The organism is Endozoicomonas sp. ALD068 (assembly GCF_049310145.1).
Taxonomy (GTDB): Bacteria; Pseudomonadota; Gammaproteobacteria; order Pseudomonadales; family Endozoicomonadaceae; genus Endozoicomonas_A.
The window spans coordinates 2956375-2974223 of record NZ_JBLYNU010000004.1 but is presented as its reverse complement, the minus strand read 5'-3'; the positions used below and the strand labels follow the sequence as shown (position 1 = coordinate 2974223).

General features: G+C 47.1%; 18 protein-coding genes. 5 read left to right on the top strand and 13 right to left on the bottom strand.

Features of this window, described 5'->3' with window-relative positions:
- Position 1: 1 nt before the first annotated feature.
- The 8 genes from ACO6V5_RS09860 to ACO6V5_RS09825 form a co-directional block, all read right to left on the bottom strand.
- Positions 2-2500, bottom strand: a complete 2499-nt coding sequence (locus ACO6V5_RS09860; protein ID WP_422137613.1) for a heavy metal translocating P-type ATPase — start codon at positions 2498-2500, stop codon at positions 2-4.
- A gap of 19 nt (positions 2501-2519) precedes the next feature.
- Entirely contained in the window at positions 2520-3098 is a 579-nt protein-coding gene (locus ACO6V5_RS09855) for a FixH family protein (protein WP_422133223.1), read from the bottom strand.
- Positions 3099-3116: 18 nt separating this feature from the next.
- Positions 3117-4517: a cytochrome c oxidase accessory protein CcoG gene (gene ccoG, locus ACO6V5_RS09850; protein WP_422133224.1), complete on the bottom strand. Its 1401-nt coding sequence runs from the start codon at positions 4515-4517 to the stop codon at positions 3117-3119.
- Positions 4518-4880: 363 nt separating this feature from the next.
- Positions 4881-5801 carry a cytochrome-c oxidase, cbb3-type subunit III gene (gene ccoP / locus ACO6V5_RS09845; RefSeq protein ID WP_422133225.1) on the bottom strand — a complete coding sequence of 307 codons (921 nt, stop codon included), beginning with the start codon at positions 5799-5801 and terminating at the stop codon, positions 4881-4883.
- Positions 5801-6013 carry a cbb3-type cytochrome oxidase subunit 3 gene (locus ACO6V5_RS09840; RefSeq protein ID WP_422133226.1) on the bottom strand — a complete coding sequence of 71 codons (213 nt, stop codon included), beginning with the start codon at positions 6011-6013 and terminating at the stop codon, positions 5801-5803. Before ACO6V5_RS09840 ends, ccoP begins: the two co-directional genes overlap by 1 nt.
- A gap of 5 nt (positions 6014-6018) precedes the next feature.
- Positions 6019-6630: a cytochrome-c oxidase, cbb3-type subunit II gene (gene ccoO, locus ACO6V5_RS09835; RefSeq protein ID WP_422133227.1), complete on the bottom strand. Its 612-nt coding sequence runs from the start codon at positions 6628-6630 to the stop codon at positions 6019-6021.
- A 15-nt stretch (positions 6631-6645) separates the two neighbouring features.
- Positions 6646-8088 carry a cytochrome-c oxidase, cbb3-type subunit I gene (gene ccoN / locus ACO6V5_RS09830; protein ID WP_422133228.1) on the bottom strand — a complete coding sequence of 481 codons (1443 nt, stop codon included), beginning with the start codon at positions 8086-8088 and terminating at the stop codon, positions 6646-6648.
- A gap of 722 nt (positions 8089-8810) precedes the next feature.
- Positions 8811-9128: a hypothetical protein gene (locus ACO6V5_RS09825; protein ID WP_422409090.1), complete on the bottom strand. Its 318-nt coding sequence runs from the start codon at positions 9126-9128 to the stop codon at positions 8811-8813.
- A 627-nt stretch (positions 9129-9755) separates the two neighbouring features.
- On the opposite strand from ACO6V5_RS09825, the gene ACO6V5_RS09820 reads away from it, so the two are divergent.
- The 3 genes from ACO6V5_RS09820 (at position 9756) to ACO6V5_RS09810 (ending at position 11480) form a co-directional block, all read left to right on the top strand.
- Positions 9756-9890: a hypothetical protein gene (locus tag ACO6V5_RS09820; RefSeq protein WP_422492106.1), complete on the top strand. Its 135-nt coding sequence runs from the start codon at positions 9756-9758 to the stop codon at positions 9888-9890.
- Positions 9891-10003: 113 nt separating this feature from the next.
- Complete coding sequence (locus ACO6V5_RS09815) at positions 10004-10291, top strand: helix-turn-helix domain-containing protein (RefSeq protein ID WP_422133231.1); 288 nt, start codon at positions 10004-10006, stop codon at positions 10289-10291.
- 205 nt (positions 10292-10496) lie between these two features.
- Positions 10497-11480, top strand: coding sequence for a transposase (locus tag ACO6V5_RS09810; protein WP_422409087.1), 984 nt, complete (start codon positions 10497-10499; stop codon positions 11478-11480).
- Positions 11481-11812: 332 nt separating this feature from the next.
- Here ACO6V5_RS09810 and ACO6V5_RS09805 read toward each other — a convergent pair whose 3' ends face one another.
- Positions 11813-12178 carry a hypothetical protein gene (locus tag ACO6V5_RS09805; RefSeq protein ID WP_422137616.1) on the bottom strand — a complete coding sequence of 122 codons (366 nt, stop codon included), beginning with the start codon at positions 12176-12178 and terminating at the stop codon, positions 11813-11815.
- A 478-nt stretch (positions 12179-12656) separates the two neighbouring features.
- On the opposite strand from ACO6V5_RS09805, the gene ACO6V5_RS09800 reads away from it, so the two are divergent.
- Both ACO6V5_RS09800 and ACO6V5_RS09795 read left to right on the top strand, forming a co-directional pair.
- Positions 12657-14354 (top strand): hypothetical protein, encoded by a 1698-nt coding sequence (locus ACO6V5_RS09800; RefSeq protein WP_422133234.1) that lies wholly within the window; start codon positions 12657-12659, stop codon positions 14352-14354.
- 304 nt (positions 14355-14658) lie between these two features.
- Positions 14659-15258, top strand: coding sequence for a hypothetical protein (locus ACO6V5_RS09795; protein WP_422409084.1), 600 nt, complete (start codon positions 14659-14661; stop codon positions 15256-15258).
- A gap of 158 nt (positions 15259-15416) precedes the next feature.
- Here ACO6V5_RS09795 and ACO6V5_RS09790 read toward each other — a convergent pair whose 3' ends face one another.
- The 4 genes from ACO6V5_RS09790 to ACO6V5_RS09775 all read right to left on the bottom strand — a co-directional run bounded on the left by ACO6V5_RS09790 (position 15417) and on the right by ACO6V5_RS09775 (position 17764).
- The gene (locus tag ACO6V5_RS09790; RefSeq protein WP_422409082.1) at positions 15417-15950 is read right to left on the bottom strand and encodes an ABC transporter permease; all 534 of its coding nucleotides are present in this window, start codon (positions 15948-15950) and stop codon (positions 15417-15419) included.
- A complete protein-coding gene (locus ACO6V5_RS09785) occupies positions 15913-16344 on the bottom strand; it encodes a hypothetical protein (RefSeq protein ID WP_422133237.1) in 432 nt (143 codons plus the stop codon). The genes ACO6V5_RS09790 and ACO6V5_RS09785 overlap by 38 nt, the downstream gene beginning before the upstream one ends.
- Positions 16332-16502 carry a hypothetical protein gene (locus ACO6V5_RS09780; RefSeq protein WP_422409133.1) on the bottom strand — a complete coding sequence of 57 codons (171 nt, stop codon included), beginning with the start codon at positions 16500-16502 and terminating at the stop codon, positions 16332-16334. The genes ACO6V5_RS09785 and ACO6V5_RS09780 overlap by 13 nt, the downstream gene beginning before the upstream one ends.
- 338 nt (positions 16503-16840) lie before the next feature.
- Positions 16841-17764, bottom strand: coding sequence for a Dyp-type peroxidase (locus ACO6V5_RS09775; RefSeq protein ID WP_422133238.1), 924 nt, complete (start codon positions 17762-17764; stop codon positions 16841-16843).
- Between the last annotated feature and the right edge of the window lie 85 nt (positions 17765-17849).

The window sequence follows — 17849 nt, the reverse complement described above, 5'->3', positions numbered from 1 at the left end:
TCTATACCTTCACAGCAACTTGCAGATTATTCGCATTTTCACGATCACTATCCCGGCTGGCAAGTTGTTCTCCCCGGGGAGCAGGCTTTTTGTCTTTGCTCAAACGCAGTGCGTTGCCTACTACCAAAAGAGAACTCAGTGCCATGCCAATCGCAGCCATCCAGGGAGCCACCATAGCGGCCGCTGCCAGGGGCAGGGCCGTCATGTTGTAGCCAAATGCCCAGGCCAGATTCTGGCGAATGATCTTGCGGGTTCGCCTGACCAGGTCAAAGGCGTCAATCAGACGACTCAGGTCATCGGATAGAAGAACGGCATCGGCACTGGTCTTGGCCAGATCTGAAGCATTGCCCATGGCCAGAGAGATGTCTGCGCCGGCCAGAACCGGTACGTCATTAATACCATCGCCCACCATCAGAACATGTTCGCCATCAGCTTGTCGCTGACGAATAAATTGCAGTTTGTCATCCGGACTGGCCTGAGAGTGCCATTGTTCTATGGCTAATTGTCGGGAGACAGCTGCTACCACCGGCTCCTGATCACCACTGAGCAGTGTAACCCTGAAACCGGATTCTTTTAACTGAGCAATGACACGGGCCGCTTCGGGTCTGAGACTGTCTGCCACTTTAAACCAGCACAGTGGCAAGTCATTCTCGGACATCAGTAACCATTGTCCTTGCTGCTCCGGAGGTGCCGGTCTATTTGTTTGACAACAAAAATCGGGACGACCAATTTTGTAGTAATTTGCAGCCACTCTCGCTTCAATGCCCCGTCCGGTATGACTGACGACCTCTTCAGCCCTGAGGTCAGTGGCGACGGCAAAAGCTCTGGCAATCGGGTGTTCCGAATGCGCTTCAATGGCTGAAGCAATGGCGAGCAAATTATCTTCAGAATACTGGCAGTCGGCAACGGGATAAATGCCTTCCATTCTTAAACGGCCCTGGGTCAAGGTGCCGGTTTTATCAAAAACAATGTGGGTGATTTTGCCCAGACCTTCGAGTACATGACCCCGGGTAACCAGGAATCCTAATTTATGCAAATAGCCTGTTGCTGCCGTCAGAGCCGTTGGCGTTGCCAGAGAGAGTGCACAGGGGCAAGTGACGACCAGTACCGACAGGGTGATCCAGAACGCTTCTTCCGCTGCAACACCGGACCAGTAAAAGTAAACGACCGTTGCGGTCACCAGTACCGAAGCTACAAAGTAACCGGCAACACGATCTGCCAGTCGGGCAATGGCAGGTTTGTCCTGCTGGGCATGTTTTAGCAGTCGGAGAATCGCAGACATCCGGGTTTCTTCGCCCACATGAGTGATTTCAATTTCAAGGGCGTTGTCGATATTAAGGCTGCCTCCCATTACTGATTCACCTTTGCTGCGGGCTATTGGCAGATATTCGCCGGTCAGCATGGACTCATCGACACTGCTGCTTCCCTGCACTATAACGGCATCAGCCGGGATGGAATCACCGGGCAATACCCGAACATAGTCTTTGGGTTTCAGATCTTGAAGAGGGACTCGAACATACTTATCACCGTCTTTTTTCAGGCAGCTGGAGGGCAGCAGGTTGCTGAGGGCCCGGGCTGCCCGTGAGGTTGAGTGTCTTGCACGGAGTTCCAGATAGCGACCGGTCAGCAGGAAGAAAGTAAACATTGAAACCGAGTCGAAATACACTTCGCCACTGCCGTTTACCGTTGCCCAGAGGCTGGCAACATAGGCGCCACCGATGGCAATGGAGACCGGTACATCCATGCTGAGATGACGGGTACGGACATCTCGCAGAGCTGCTTTAAAGAAAGGTGCAGCAGAGTAGAGTATCACCGGAGTGGCCACCAGGGCACTGATGTATCGGATCAGATCCCGATAGGGGGCCGTCATGTCATTACTGATCGCTCCGGAGTATAGCGCGATGGCATACATCATGACCTGCATGGTGCCAATACCGGCAATGGCGAGGCGTCGTATAAATACGCGGTTCTCTTTCTTGAGCATGGCTTCCTGACGATCCGCTCGCCAGGGGTAGGCCTTGTAACCAATCTGGTGAATGGCGATCAGAATATCGCTGAGTGGAACCTGTTCATTATTCCAGCTGATCTGGGCTTCATGAGTACTCAGGTTAACAGTGACGTTTTCCACACCCTCGATCAGGCCAATATGACTCTCCAGCAGCCAGATACAGGCAGCACAGGTGATGCCTTCTATCAATAGGCTGGCCTGTCTTTCAGAATCGCCATTGCGGATCACAAAGTCCTGCTGAATGTCATCCCGGTCGTAGAGCCGGAGTTCTTCTTCCAGTCGCTGACTGAGTGCATTGGCTTGCAGACCGGGATCGGTGCGGTGCTGGTAATAGCTGTCCAGACCGCCGGCAATGATGGCTTCAGTCACCATCTTGCAGCCAGGGCAGCACATAGGCTGTTCTACATCTTCAACCATCGCCGTGTAAGGCGGAGTCCCTTCGATAGGCAGGTGACAATGGAAACAGTGGCAACTTTCAGAATGTTTACTCATCCACTCAATCCAAAATGCTTCAGGGTTCAGAGCTGGCTTTTGAGCTACCACGTGGCAGCAGCGCGCTGACAACACCGGCTTTCAGCATCAGAGGCTGATTCAGGCGCCAGCCTGTTTCGTAACCGACTTCAGGAATCAGTTCATCCAGTGTTTCCAGCTGGACATAGGTTTTCCCCTCAACCGCTTCATCAACCTGGCCCACATAGATCTGGGTGGACTGATCACCAGAGATGGAACGGTTGACCATGATGACCTTGTCCTGATCGGCGAATACCGGAGAAAGCAGGCTCAGTTTTAATTGTTTGGGCCACTCACTGATGTCGCCCTTCAGGGTGATTCGGACCTCTCCTGTCAGGTCATCAATCAGCAGGTTGGCACGAATGCCATAGTCCCTGGCGTTGTGATCACGGGTGAGGTCTTCATTGATCTGTTTACCTGTTTTGTAGTAGTCATCGACCACCACACTGTCCTGAATCTTGAACGCATAGTAGGTCCGGTAGCTGCCCCAGACAAAGGTGACGGCCAGTACTCCCAGAATTCCCCATACCCAGGGTTCCTGGTACCAGCGGGTGACGGGTTCATTCTTCACAAGGCTCATAATCGTTATTACCTGTCTTCAGATTTGCGGAGCAAGGAATCGGCTTTCGGCACTCACAGGCTCAATATCCGGCTGATCGCTGCTGATTATAAATTCAATATCGCGGCTGCCGGAATCGATAGAACCCGCAGGCAACACCAGTCGAACTACGTGTTGCGCAACTTCGCCAGCATTGACCGTAAAGCTCATATCGCCTTTGGTACTCAGATCCCCTATGTCCCTGACACTGACGGTCATGGTCAGCGGGCGCTGATCCTTGTTAGCCAGTTTGAGGATATAGGTATTTTCAATGCTGCCATCAGAAGTGGTGCGATAAAGCTGATTGCGGTCTCTGAGAATGTCCAGTTCCAGTGCCGAGCGATTGTTCAGGCTTCCTATGAACAATCCGATCATTGCTAGCAGGGCAGTGGTGTAAGCGATCAGCCTGGGACGTACGAAACGGGTTTTCTTACCTGAAAGCTCATTATCTGTGGTGTAGCGGATCAGGCCTTTTTCGTAGCCCATCTTGTCCATAATGCTGTCGCAGGCATCGATGCAGGCCGCACAGCCTATGCAGCCGATCTGCAGCCCGTTCCTGATATCAATACCGGTCGGACAGACCTGTACACAGACGCTGCAGTCAATACAGTCACCCAGTCCCTGGCTTTTGGGGTCCACACCTTTTTTGCGAGAGCCCCGGTTTTCACCACGGTTATGATCGTAGGCGACCACCAGAGTGTCCCGGTCAAACATAACACTCTGGAACCGTGCATAGGGGCACATGTGCAGGCAGACCATCTCCCTCAGATAACCAGCATTGCCGTAAGTTGCCAGAGTGAAGAAGCCCAGCCAGAAAAGCGCCCAGGGGCTTACCTTCAGGGACAAAATATTCGGAACCAGTTCCCGAATCGGAGTAAAGTACCCGACAAATGTGATAGCCGTGGCAACAGAAACACTCAGCCAGATACCATGCTTTGCCAGTTTGCGCAGAACTTTTTCTGCCGACACTGGACCTTTATCCCTGCGTATTCGCTGGTTGCGTTCACCTTCTGTGATCTTCTCCGCCCACATAAATACCCAGGTGAACACACTTTGGGGGCAGGTGTAGCCACACCAGATCCGACCGGCAAACACCGTTATGGCAAACAGGCCAAAGGCGCAGATAATCAAGAGCCATGACAGCAGAATAAAGTCCTGCGGCCAGAAAGTAGCGGAAAAAATATGAAATTTACGCTCTGGCAAGTCGAACAGCACAGCCTGTCGGCCATCCAGATTTAGCCAGGCCGTGCCGAAATACAGAAGGAATAACAGCGCTCCCCCGACTAGCCTGAGATTGCGAAAGTACCCCTGGAAACTGCGAGTGTAGATTTTGTCCGGTTTTTGATACAGGTCAATCAATTCCGGTCCATTGGATTGGATTTTTTGGTCTGACTCTGGCATTTCACTTCACTGCCCTGATGGTCGATACAGGCTGTCCAGCGAACCGAATTCTCCCCTATGAATTTGAGAAGCGGTCCTTCGAACGGCATTTGTTTTTCATTGCTTATAAAAGATGCTATCGGAAACTCGGCATTATTTTACATGATAAAAAAAACCGCAGCCAGATGACTGCGGTTTTCATGACAAGGTGCCAGAAGGTAATTATACCAATCGAACTTTCTAACTCCCTATTGCGCTGAAGATTTGAGCCTTAATCCTGCGTTGCCGATCGTCGCCATAGCTAAGGCTATGACTCCTCACGCCGCCTTGTCTTAAGGCTCAAATCTCCATGCTCATCACGGGAGTTAGAAAGCACGATTGGTATTAGTCCTGCGCTTCTTCGTTGTCTTTGTTGTCTGCGTCCAGACTGAATACGTAGGTAGCGACCAGATGGACTTTTTCACTGCCCAGAATGTCTTTCCAGGCTGGCATTACACCGTTACGACCTTTGCGAATGGTGTATTCCACCTGAGCCTGGCTTGAGCCATACAGCCAGATCTCATCGGTCAGGTCGGGTGCCCCCAGCGTCTGGTTACCTTTGCCGTCGGCACCATGACACACTGCACAAGTCGTGTCATAAATCTTCTTGCCTGCAGTCATTGTGGCCGTGTCTACCTTGTCGATCAGACCTGCATTAGCACGGATGAAAGTGGCAACGTCACGAACACCTTTCTCTCCAATCACCGCACCCCAGGCAGGCATCTGCCCGTTGCGGCCTTCCATGATCGTGGTGGTGATGGCGTCAGCCGTGCCACCATAGAGCCAGGCATTGTCGGTCAGGTTCGGGAAGCCAAAAGCACCGGCGGCATCACTTCCGTGACACAAGGCACAGTTGTTCAGGAAGATACGCTCACCCATCTTGACGGCTTTAGGGTTCTTAACCAGCTCTTCGATCGGAGTATCAGCGTACTGGGCAAACAGTGGCTGATAACGGCGATCATGTTTTAGCTGGTGACGTTCCAGTTCACCCGTAGAAGTCCAGCCCAGAAAGCCCTTCCAGTTTCCCAGACCCGGGTAGAGAGCCAGGTAAACAGCAGAAAAGATGAAGGTGGCGACAAACAAAGCCAGCCACCATTTAGGCATGGGGTTATCCAGCTCTTCGATACCGTCGTAGGCGTGCCCGGTGGTTTCAGTCGTTGTCTCTTCGCGCTGCTGCTTCCAGGTAGTAAACAGCACATAGATTACAAATGCCAGGCAGGCCAGAGTAAGGATGACGACCCATCCACTCCAGAAACTACTCATCATTATATGGCCCCTTTGTCCTTGTCTGCGTGCTCAGTATTTGCTATGCCACTGGCGTGTTGCGTATTTATATGAGCTTCGTCATCTGCAAACGGCAATGATGCCGCTTCATTAAAGTCGCGCTTTTTATGGCCACTGTACGCCCAGAAACAAACCCCCACAAAGGCGAGCATGGCTAACACAGTGGACAGTCCTCTCAGATCATTAATATCCATGAGTGTCACCGTTTGTTCTGGAGAGCGGTGCCCAGTGACTGCAGATAAGCCACTACGGCGTCCATTTCAGAGTGACCCTTGACAGCGGCAGCTGCACCTTCAATGTCATCATCGGTGTAGGGTACGCCCAGGCTTCTCAGAACTTCCATTTTCTTGCCGGTCAGTTTGCCGTCCAGAACGTTTTCATTCAGCCATGGATAAGATGGCATGATGGACTCGGGCACAACATCTCTGGGGTTGTTCAGGTGGGCACGGTGCCACTCGTCAGAGTAACGACCACCAACTCGGGCCAGGTCCGGGCCTGTTCGTTTAGAGCCCCACAGGAAGGGATGGTCGTAGACAGATTCGCCGGCTACAGAGTAGTGACCGTAACGCTCTACTTCAGCGCGCAAGGGGCGAACCATTTGTGAGTGACAGCCTACACAGCCTTCGCGAATGTAGATGTCACGACCTTCCAGTTGAAGGGCGTTGTAAGGCTTCAGGCCTGCCACCGGCTCAGTGGTGGTTTTCTGGAAGAACAGTGGCACAATCTCAACGAGGCCGCCAAAGCTGATGGCTACTACGATCAGTGCCACCATTAAACCAAGATTTTTTTCAACTAAATCATGTTTTTTCATGGTGAACTCCCCCGGTCAGGCCGTCTGTACAGGTGACGCCTGAACTTCACCTTCCTGCTGGTTTTCACTGCCCTGTCTGACAGTGCGGTATAAGTTGTAAGCCATGATCAGAACACCTGCTACGAAGAAGGCGCCACCGATTGCACGGACAACGTAGCCAAAGTGGCTGGCGGTTACAGACTCGAGGAAGCTGTAGGTCAGGGTGCCGTCGTTGTTTACAGCTCTCCACATCAGGCCCTGGGTAATGCCGTTGACCCACATAGCCACAACGTATAGAACGGTTCCGATAGTAGCCAGCCAGAAGTGAGCGTTGATCAGGCCAACACTGTACATCTGTTCACGACCACACACCTTGGGAATCAGGTGGTACAGGGAGCCGAAGGAGACCATGGCTACCCAGCCCAGTGCGCCGGAGTGGACATGACCGATCGTCCAGTCGGTGTAGTGAGACAGAGCGTTGACTGTCTTGATGGCCATCATAGGGCCTTCAAAGGTCGACATACCGTAGAAGGACAGGGATACCACCAGGAAACGCAGAATTGGATCGGTGCGCAGTTTGTGCCAGGCGCCGGACAGGGTCATGATGCCGTTGATCATGCCTCCCCAGGATGGAGCCAGCAGAATCAGGGACATTACCATACCCAGGCTCTGGGCCCAGTCGGGCAGTGCGGTGTAATGCAGGTGGTGTGGGCCCGCCCAGATGTAGATGGCGATCAGAGCCCAGAAGTGCACGATAGACAGGCGGTAAGAGTATACCGGACGCTCAGCTTGTTTGGGTACGAAGTAGTACATCATTCCCAGGAAGCCAGCGGTCAGGAAGAAGCCTACTGCATTGTGTCCGTACCACCACTGAATCATGGCATCCATAGCGCCAGCGTAAGCAGAGTAAGACTTGGTCAGCGTGACGGGTACAGAGGCGCTGTTGACAATATGCAGGATCGCAACAGTAATGATAAAGGCACCGAAGAACCAGTTGGCAACATAGATGTGCCTGGCTTTACGTTTCATGATTGTGGCAAAGAAGACAATCGCGTAGCTTACCCAGACAATGGCAATCAGGATATCGATGGGCCATTCCAGTTCGGCATATTCCTTTGAAGAAGTCATGCCCATAGGCAAGGTAATAGCGGCCAGGACAATCACCAGCTGCCAACCCCAGAAAGTAAAAGATGCCAGTCCGGGCATGGCCAGTGGAGCCTGACAGGTTCTCTGAACGACATAGTAAGAGGTGGCGAAAAGGACGCAGCCTCCAAATGCAAAAATAACGGCGTTTGTGTGTAAGGGTCTCAGTCTGCCAAAACTGGTCCAGGGTAGATCAAGATTCAGTTCAGGGAATACCATCTGGGTAGCGATGAACAGTCCCATCCCCATCCCGACGACGGCCCAAACCACCGCCATGATGGCAAACTGCCTGACAACCTTATAGTTATAGGTTGGCTGTATCGTTGCAGTGCTCATGCTCCGTGTTACCTTCGGGTTCTGCTAACAATTATTACGACTTGGAGATAACCTGAGGCTTTGCAACTTTGACCGAAAATCCAGTAACACATTCCAATTTTGGTATTCACTTTGACACTGGGCGCAGTGTTTTCAGAGTCAGGCCAAGGCTATCTGGTCGCCAAAGTCTTCTGAAAAGTAAAGGTGAAACTGTTTTACTGGATTTCAGGCCAGATATTCTTTGCTACTGGCCAGCTCCCCCGGGTTTACGTAAGGCCGTGCTTCCTGCAAATTTTTTGTTAGTAAAAATGCAGTTAACGAGTTGAGTCGGAACGTTGCGCTCATGAGGGCGGCCAAAAAGCTGCGCTCGCGAGTGTTTGATATAAGACAGTTGTCAAATTCATTACCTGACAGAGATCCTCAGGCTCTGGCTGAATGACTTGGGACTGACCTATTACCTTCAGACTCCGAGTGTTTTGATCCTGATCCGATAGTCCTGATCTTGCACACTTCTGGTTATTATCCGGTCCTTATCGGTTGGCAGAGTTTTGTGATACCGCCAAACCCGTCGCAATCATACAGAAATATTACTTGGCCTGCTAATGCTTTTTGGGTATGACTGGCTGCTATGTATTGAAATCTTTTGTGATGGCCTGTTTTGTATAGAGTCTGTCAGGATCGCCATGGGGTCAGGGCTGTATCAGACGAGTAAGATGGGTCATTGCTGTCAATTTCTGCCATTGTCAGAGGATGTTCAGTTTTGTGTCAGTGTTAGCAGAAGCCAGAAGCACAAAAGTCTGCTCTGCATGAGATCTGACTATTGCTGGAAGAAACGCCAGTAGCCGCATAACAACCCAGATGGCTATTGAACTGAACTGTTCGTATTCATCAGAGTGAGTAGGTGATTGCTGTTCCAGAATGTTTATAGATAATTTGCACAGCCCTTTTATAAAGGCCTGTAAGGGAAAGCCAAACATATGTGCAAGTCCAAAATCATGATTTCTATCATCGTCCGCTTTATGAGAAAGTGAATCATTATGGATTTCCTTTGAAGTTTTCATTATCTCTGGATCAGGTCTTTTATTCTGCTTGATATGTGAGAAATAGTTCTGGTACTTATGATCATGTCTTGAAATAAAAAAATCCTCCGTCATTTCATACGGCTGCATAGCGGACCAATAGACTATTTCTAATGAGGTTCTATGCGGTGCCTGTCAGAAAACCCAGAAAATTCACAGCGAATTCTGACTGACATCCATTCATAGCGACTGAACTTTACTGCTACGGCAAGCAAAGGCTATTTCTTATACTCATTTGTGTGAAATATAAACAAAAACACCCTTTCCAAATCGTGCAAAACCCTCATGCATAGCACGATAAAACAAAAACTGACCGGTAACAGGCTGGAAAGCTATTGACGATCTCTACTCAGAAGAATTTTACCTAATCGCTTTAGATTGCTGGCAACAACAGCAGCGCAACGTACCGCTTAAAGCCTACAATGCCTTTATCCGGGCATTTGTCCAGGCCATAAAAAAAAAAAATGACACCCATAAATTTGTTTTCTTCAGGAATAGAGCCATTAAAATAGGTGAATTTGACAAAATACGGCAATGCCGTATACTTCTAATCTATGATTTTCATCGAAACAAGTAAATTTACCAAGATACTCTCTTATTGTTTGTCAGATGATGAATACAGAATGTTGCAATGGCACCTTCAGGAGAAACCTGATTCTGGTGACATTGTTCGTGGTAGCGGAGGTGTCCGTAAAGTACGTTGGGCACCAGAAGGCAAAGGTAAAAGTGTTGGCGTTAGAGTAATTATTACTGGAAAAAGAGTGACCATGAAATATGAATGCTCACAATGTACAGTAAGTCTGAACAAGCCTCTATACCCGGCCACATACTTAGAAAGATTGCGGAGGCTATCGTAAATGAATGATCGTGATATCGGCCAAGAAATTCTTGATGGTATAGAAGAAATTAAGGCTTTTAAATCAGGTAAGGGAAAGTTGAAAACTTCTACTCTTTCAGAGCCATCTCCAGCCAAAGAAATTCGACAAAAATTACAACTTTCACAATCAGCATTTGCTGGTTTCATGGGAGTGAGTATCAGAACCATTCAAGACTGGGAGCAAGGACGTAGAACGCCACAAGGTCCGGCAAAAGCCTTGCTCAGAATAGCAGAGCAGTGTCCTGAAGTATTTCAAGAGTTACGCTAACCCATAAAGTAAAATAGACACCCATAAATTTGCTTTACCATCCACCTGGTCTACTTTTTCACCCATCACTGATTTTTTACCCAGACAGTTAAGTTCATGGCCCAAGCTCGCAATAAAGTAAAATAGACATCCATAAATTTGCTTTATCATCCACCTGGTCTACTTTTTCATCCATCACTGATTTTTTACCAGGACAGGTGAGTCCATGGCTCAGGCCCGCAATACTCTGATTGACCCCAGTTCAACGCCTTATTACCACTGCATGGCAAGATGTGTTCGTCAGGCTTACCTCTGTGGAGAGAACTACCTGACTGGCAAGAACTACGAGCATCGCCGCCAGTGGGTGGTGGATAAACTCCGGGAACTGGTTTCAGTCTTTGCTATCGAAGTCTGCGCTTACGCTGTCATGTCGAATCATTATCATGTGGTTTTGCACATCAATCAGTCATCTGCCAGAGGCTGGTCACGGGACGAAGTGCTTCATCGTTGGACGACCTTGTTTACGGGTCCACTTCTGGTGCAAAGGTATTTGGCTGCTGACAAACTGGGCGGCGCTGAATTGGCCCGTATTGATGAATATGCTGAGGAATACCGGCGTCGTTTAACGGATATCAGCTGGTTTATGCGCTGCCTGAATGAATGTCTTGCTCGTAAGGCCAACAAAGAAGACGAGTGTAAAGGACGCTTCTGGGAAGGTCGCTTTAAAAGCCAGGCATTGCTGGACGAAGCAGCGTTACTGACCTGCATGACCTATGTTGACTTGAATCCGATTCGGGCTGGAAAGGTAGAAACACCCGAAGAGTCCGACTACACGTCGATTCAGGAACGCGTGGAGCAGGTTACACATTCTGAGACTAAAAAACAGCCGCTGACCCTGAAACCTTTTTGTTCGCAGGGCCAGAATACGGACGTTGCCCTTCCCTACCTTCTTCACGACTATCTGGAACTGGTTGACTGGAGCGGTCGCATTGTTAGAACAGATAAGAAAGGTTTCATCCCGTCGTGCACCCCTCCGATTCTTCAAAGGTTGGACATTGATCCGGATGAGTGGCTGAAAACCATGCAATGGAATAATCGTTTTTATCGGGCAGTTGGCCGTCTGGAAGCGATGAAGGCCTTTGCACTTGAAGCCGGACAGAAGTGGCTTCGAGGTTTAAACGCCTGCAGTCGTTTGTACCTGACAGGTTAGCGTAGAAGTCAGTTAAGAAGTCAAAGACGCTCTCTTTATCTCTTCGACGTATGTCGGAATGGATTTACATTGTCTGAATTATGGCTTGGACAGCCTCTGTTCGTTGGATGGCGCTGTGTGTCTCATTGATACGCTACTTGAAGATAGATTTTCTGATCCTTTTTGGGGTTACAGTTTTTGAATGTCTTATTTTTTATGGGTGTCTTATTCTCTTTTTATGGGTGTCTTATTCTCTTTGTTATTTTTTATGGGTGTCTTATTCTCTTTTAAGTGCGAATGATGAACTACATCTTCAATTTTGTATCTCAATATTTGTAATTTGGTCATTTTTATTAAAAAACACTCTTTTTTTGTTCTACTGGATTCTTTTTGAAATGCTTCCTGTTTTTTCTGTTGATAATCCTCTTACCCATTTTTATTATCAGATAGAGCCAGTCATCGTCACTGAAGTGCTGAGTGTTTCCGTGCAGGTAATCTTCCATTAATGATATTTTGTATTTTTCGCCAACGGTGAAATAGCCTGCTGGTTTTTCCAGGGTTGTTATTTTTCTTGTTTTTATGGGATGAAGGCTCTGTTGCTCATCTGAAAGAGTGTCATCTACAGGCAACCGCTTGGTAATTTTCGGGCACGGGCCCGCCTGGCAAGTCGTATCTGCCGAGATGTGCTTTGGCTGTGAGGAGATTGGTGGTAAATGCATGGATATAGTCCTTTATAATTCCAACTCATTACTCTATCTGATGATCTTTTGCCGAAAAAGTTCAAAAGGTTTTAAAAAAATTGAAAAGCTTGCCAAAGCCGATTGAGTACTTATGAGTCTTCGGGAGTGGCCGGTGATTGCAGCAGTTCAGACACCATTGCAGAAGCACGCCTGCTGGTACTGAAAGATCACAGCCTTTGGTAGCAAATTAATCTGAGTAAAAAATGTACGAAAGTACTATAAACGACGAGAGATCAGCCCAGTAAGTGAGTGGGTGCAAGTCGGCAATGCCACGACGCTTTTGCCAGTCTGACGAAAACGCGCTTTGTGTATGATCTTTCATTCCAGGGTCATCTGCTACAGATTTACAGGCAGTAGGGGCGCAAGTATGGAAAACTTGATTGAAATGGCATCCTGTAGTCTACCATGTAGGCTTCGCCCTAATTTCTGACGGCTATAACAATACAGGAGTCTTGGAATGTATAGACACTTCTTTTTTTGGCTATTAGTAATTTATCTACAAGATGTAAGAGCAGTTGAAGATTTAAGAGTTTTTTTCGTTGTCGAACCATCTAATTTGAAATTCTTGATGGATGGGTGTTATCAGTTTAATACAGAGTTCAGTTACTCTATAGAAGATGTTAAAGATGAAAATAAAGGGAGTCGTAAAGCAGTAGTCGTCTTTATGAAACATTTAAAAAACCCATTCTCTTGTTTTTTGGTTCCTTCTCGTGAGTTTGGGGTTTTTGCTGAGGGTTCTGATGATTATAAATTTTATTTGCATTATTTTGATTTTGGAGATGATGAGCCAGGTTTTACTCAATATTTTATTACCAAGTCTTTTTGGTATCATCTTTTTTATACGTCATTTATCGAGCAAAAAAATAGAGAGTCAAAGTTTGCTGAATCATTTGTTAGTAAAATCTCTGATTTGGAAGTAGTGCTTTTATTTAAGTGTTTTGGTGATGAAGAGTCGAGAAATGACTGTAAAGACTATTTATTAGAGAGCCTTGAGTGGTTTGGGTGGAATATTGAAACTAAAGACAGAAGAAAAGATGGTTTTATATACATTAGAATTATTATTCCTCTTGGAAATGAACACCATAATAATTCCCAGACTTTTCAGCTAGATTCCAATGTTCGTTTGGATATTGAAAAGTCCGGTGTAAGAAGGAAAGGAGAGAGAAATAAAGGTTCTATGATTTTTTTTCCATCATTAGTATGTCAGAAGAAATCCTGCGAAACGCTGGCCCTCAGCAGCGTACAGAATCAGGAAGACTATTGCGCTTTCGGAATGATTGGTTCAAACAATGCTTGTGTATGGACATTTCCCAGAAGCTACAACCAACTGGAAACCTTTGTTGAAGAAAGCCCCGGCACTGGTACTAATGTTACTGCTAAAGCTAAAAATATCTATGAAGCCTGCAGAGAGTACACTAAAACCTCGGCAGATGTCTTTAGCATTACTAAAGCCTTATTCGTTGCTCTGACGGGAATTGTCAATAGTTTCAAAAGAGTAAAGTCAGACGGTTCTAACAGTCTGGAAAATACGAGTAAATATTTAAATGAGCTCGGCTTTGAGGTTCATAATATGCCAACTGATGGCTACTGTGGCTGGCATGCTATCCTCAGTTGGATCAGAAACAACAGATATGAGCTTTTATCTGAAATGACTGAAAATCCAGATGAATTAACGGCAAGTGGTGTATTTGAATATTTTTCTGCCAGAGCGCAAGAACGGGTTGATGAAGGTGATGAACCTGACTTTGTCGTATCAATGGCCAATGAAATGAATGGGTCTCATTCGGATAGAATGTGGCTTGAAGATAATCATATTCGTTACCTGATTGCCCCGTTTATCAACCAAAATATTTTAATGTTTGATATAGCTTCTAATGCTCCCACTTCAGGATGTCCTTTTCAGATTAGCTTGATAACACCAGATGGTGTTGATATTAACTTTCAGAATCAAAACGAAATTGTCGAAGCGTTACATGAAAATCGTCATTGTATGATGTTGCTTCATGCTTCTAATCATTGGTTGTTGGTAATGCCTGCTGATCAAGTGGCCAGAACTCAAGCTAATCAAGGAAATACAACTTCACAGGATTTACCCGGAGGGTGGCTTGAAATTGACTGGAGTAAAGTCGTTGTTCCACAGTCTCTTTCTGAATAAGTAGTTCAGCGCATTGTAAGGCCTGTTCTTGCTCTTGAGGCAGTCATTGTCACTGAAATATCGGGTATTGTCATACAACTTCACTATTGGTCCATATTTTTCCTGAATGTTCAAAAAAATTTGATAAACAATAAGGTCGATGGCTGTCTGAGGGGATTCTCCGGATCAGAGGCCATCTACCACAGAGTGCAGCTATTGGAATTGTGTGTGAGCATAACCGATGAAGGGTTTTGATTAGTTTCATTTGTCAAGAGTCATAGTACTACTAGAGTTCACAAACAGTAATCCAAGAGGAAGTGACGCAGTGAAAGCATTTTTTTTCATTCTTATCTTTTTTTTTACGCAATTTTCTGTGGCAGGGAGATTTTCTGATGCTATTTTAGGTAACAATTTTACAGCAATAGAAGAGCTCATCAAGAAAGGTTATATGCTCGAAAGAGAGAATGATGCCGTGTCCGACGCACTTAATTCCGGATCATTGGAAATGCTGCTTTTTGTGCTTAAGCATGGTGCTAGCCCGAATTCATTTACCTATACACATACCTATAATAGTTTGAGGGTCGCACATATTTTAAATGATGCCTCAACGATATCTGAAATTGTTGCATTGCTCAGTTTTGGTGCAGACCCTTTTGGTGACTCTCTATGGGAGTGGAACCATGCATTGGTTGATAAAAGGTGGTTGCATTTAATTATTTATTATTATTGGTGGAAAACGTTAAAGTACGGTAATTTTACAGCCCCCAATAGCCTTTCTGAACTCAATGTCATTATAGGGTCTTTACCTTTCCTGATAATTAACTCTTTTGTTGTTTTTATGGAAAATAATCTTGATTTGGAAGAGATATTACCTGTGTTGCCAGAAGATCTGAAATGGTTATTTGATTTTGTAAGCAGACAATAACCAGACGACAAGGGAACCATAGTGAGGTCTGATTAATTCGAAAAGTGTTATATTTACAACATATCAGGCTACTTTGACTGGCTCTTCCTTGCAGACTTTTTTTGTTTCTGGCTACCTTGGCATCTTCAAGGTTGATCAGCGCGTGTTGATAAGTGCATCTAATCCAGACTCTTCTTAAATCGTTTTGCCGCAACCACTAATCCAACGATCGTAAAAACGCCCAGGTAAGCAACATCTTTTGCCATGCCCTGTAATTCTGCACCTCTTAAAATAATACCCTTCATCAACCGCATATAGTGGGTTGCAGGCAAGAGTTCGGAAAACCATTGAGCAGCGATTGGCATGCCTTTAAAAGGAAACATAAACCCTGACAACAGAATGGAAGGCAGCAGAATGAAAATGGTCATTTGTGAAGCCTGCAATTGCGTTTCCGCGCAGGTGGAGATAATCAGCCCCATTGTCAGACTGGCAGAAATAAACAGCAGGGTGGCCAGTAACATTTGGAAAATACTGCCGACAAAGGGTACCTTAAAAATCAGGTTACCCAGCAACATAATAATGCCGGTCTGAATAAAACCTGCAAAAATATAGGGGATGATTTTGCCAATCATCAGCTCTATCGGGTGAACGGGTGTCGCTATCAACAGTTCCAGGTTACCCCTTTCCCGTACCAATGCGGCAGAAGTGAACATAATCATCGTCATGGTCAGAATAACGCCCACCAAACCAGGAACCGTGTTGACGACGGATCGTTGTCTTCACCGCGTCGACAAGAGCCCGGCTGAAGTAAGTTTGGCTCTGATCCACAATACTGACCGGTATCTCTCTGACATCGATATTGATGGCGTAGCCAAACAGCAGTAATTCAGCCAGAGGAATAATGACGATCATGGCAAAGGTGGCATGATCACGTGACAATTGTCGAAATTCCTTCATCAGGATTGAGAAGATTCTTTGCAGGCTGTTGGTCATGCCTGACAGGGTGGAAGATTTTTCCACTTCGTTTCTCTGAAACCTTTTGTCGGCATCTACCAGCCGGGCCTCAATTTGCCCGACACTGGCCCTCGCTGCTGCTATGTCTTCCATTCTCGCGCCGTTGACACCATTTCATTGAGATAGGCTCGTGCCCGCTCCGTTTCGGCTAGGGTGGCAGCAACAGCGGCCTGTTGTTTGTGATCATCCAGCTTCAGGATCAATTGACCGGTTTTAACAGGGTTTCCCTCAGGGATAAGAATGTCTGTAATCAGCTCCGAAGCGGTGGCTGTCAGAGTGACTCTGTCTCGTTCAAGTGTCCCCAGCGCCTGATGGTGATCGGAAGAGAAGCAGCCGGAAAGCAGGAGTGTCAGAGCGGCAGCTTAAGTTAACGCAAGATGATTCTTTATCCATCGGTTCATAGAGTGAAGGCGTTTTTCATGATGATTAACATCCAACAAATGTAGACACAAAACGAAGAGACGTCTTATAACTGTCTCGCCAATGTCTGATACGTGATGAACCCGAAGTCTGTGAGAAGGAAAGCAGTGAGTACCGAATCACTCAGGAAGCGGGGAAGATCGGTACTCAAATAGACGTTTAAGGTCGATCACTCAGCTGATGTCAGGAACTCAACTGAGGGTGCAAAGAATGCACATCCGGTGACGGCCTGTGAATAATCCATCAAGTGATCGTAGTGACCATGGTTATCGGCCTTGATCATGGACTCCATCATCTTGTCAAAATGGACTGGAGTGCGACAGTAGGAGACAAAGTAGAGTCCTCCCTCACTGGCATTACCATAGGGCATACTGTGACGGAGTATTTCCATACTTTTGCCTTCGCTGTTCTTGACGTTGGAACGTTTTACGTGAGCGGTTGGTGCTTTTTCTTCGCCACTGAATTCAATGTTGTCTTCCTTGGTGCGCCCGATCACTTTTTCCTGCTCGGGTACTGCCAGTTTGTTCCACTTTTTCAACGAATGAACCCACTTCTGGGTGTGGATATAGCAGCCACCGGCAAACGACTGATCTTCATCACCCACCAGAGTGACGCTGGCCCTGTCATCGCCCTGGGGATTTTCGGTGCCGTCAACAAATCCACTCAGGTCACGGCTGTCCAGGTAACGAAAACCTGTCTCGTCTTCCTGAATTTCAACCGCCTGTCCAAAATCATCCATGGCTCTGTGCAACAGGATAAAGTTGATATCCCGGCGGTTGGAACGGATATGAAGCAGCAGGTCACCCTGAGTGGCAGGTGCAGTCCGGTCACCTTCTGTCAGTGCTTTGAAAGGAGCAAGAAGGGCCGGCTTACCGTCTTTGTACAGAACATCCCAGGCCTCGCTGCCAATACTGATCGTGGAGGACAGCCTTGCATCGGGATACTGTTGGCTGAGCTCCTCAGTCAGTCGGGGAATCAGTGCACAGGTCTTTCTAATCTGTTCAAGGCTGTCTGCATCTTGTCTGATAGTTAAAACCAGAAAGCAGGCATCGGTATTGGCTTCTGGAGTAATTCCTGATTGTGGTGTGCTCATTTCCAACTCTAACGTCAGTTTTCGTAACAATGGGAACCTGTCTGTTTTCTGTCAGGTTACCTTGCATAGCATGAAGGGGTTTATA

Coding starts and splice junctions, on each gene's coding strand:
- ACO6V5_RS09785 (WP_422133237.1), bottom strand. CDS start 16,344: ATGGAAGACATAGCAGCAGCGAGGGCCAGTGTCGGGCAAATTGAGGCC.
- ccoO (WP_422133227.1), bottom strand. CDS start 6,630: ATGAAAAAACATGATTTAGTTGAAAAAAATCTTGGTTTAATGGTGGCA.
- ACO6V5_RS09790 (WP_422409082.1), bottom strand. CDS start 15,950: ATGTTCACTTCTGCCGCATTGGTACGGGAAAGGGGTAACCTGGAACTG.
- ACO6V5_RS09855 (WP_422133223.1), bottom strand. CDS start 3,098: ATGAGCCTTGTGAAGAATGAACCCGTCACCCGCTGGTACCAGGAACCC.
- ccoN (WP_422133228.1), bottom strand. CDS start 8,088: ATGAGCACTGCAACGATACAGCCAACCTATAACTATAAGGTTGTCAGG.
- ACO6V5_RS09775 (WP_422133238.1), bottom strand. CDS start 17,764: ATGAGCACACCACAATCAGGAATTACTCCAGAAGCCAATACCGATGCC.
- ACO6V5_RS09860 (WP_422137613.1), bottom strand. CDS start 2,500: ATGAGTAAACATTCTGAAAGTTGCCACTGTTTCCATTGTCACCTGCCT.
- ACO6V5_RS09805 (WP_422137616.1), bottom strand. CDS start 12,178: ATGCATTTACCACCAATCTCCTCACAGCCAAAGCACATCTCGGCAGAT.
- ACO6V5_RS09810 (WP_422409087.1), top strand. CDS start 10,497: ATGGCTCAGGCCCGCAATACTCTGATTGACCCCAGTTCAACGCCTTAT.
- ACO6V5_RS09840 (WP_422133226.1), bottom strand. CDS start 6,013: ATGGATATTAATGATCTGAGAGGACTGTCCACTGTGTTAGCCATGCTC.
- ccoG (WP_422133224.1), bottom strand. CDS start 4,517: ATGCCAGAGTCAGACCAAAAAATCCAATCCAATGGACCGGAATTGATT.
- ACO6V5_RS09825 (WP_422409090.1), bottom strand. CDS start 9,128: ATGAAAACTTCAAAGGAAATCCATAATGATTCACTTTCTCATAAAGCG.
- ccoP (WP_422133225.1), bottom strand. CDS start 5,801: ATGATGAGTAGTTTCTGGAGTGGATGGGTCGTCATCCTTACTCTGGCC.
- ACO6V5_RS09800 (WP_422133234.1), top strand. CDS start 12,657: ATGTATAGACACTTCTTTTTTTGGCTATTAGTAATTTATCTACAAGAT.
- ACO6V5_RS09820 (WP_422492106.1), top strand. CDS start 9,756: ATGATGAATACAGAATGTTGCAATGGCACCTTCAGGAGAAACCTGATT.
- ACO6V5_RS09815 (WP_422133231.1), top strand. CDS start 10,004: ATGAATGATCGTGATATCGGCCAAGAAATTCTTGATGGTATAGAAGAA.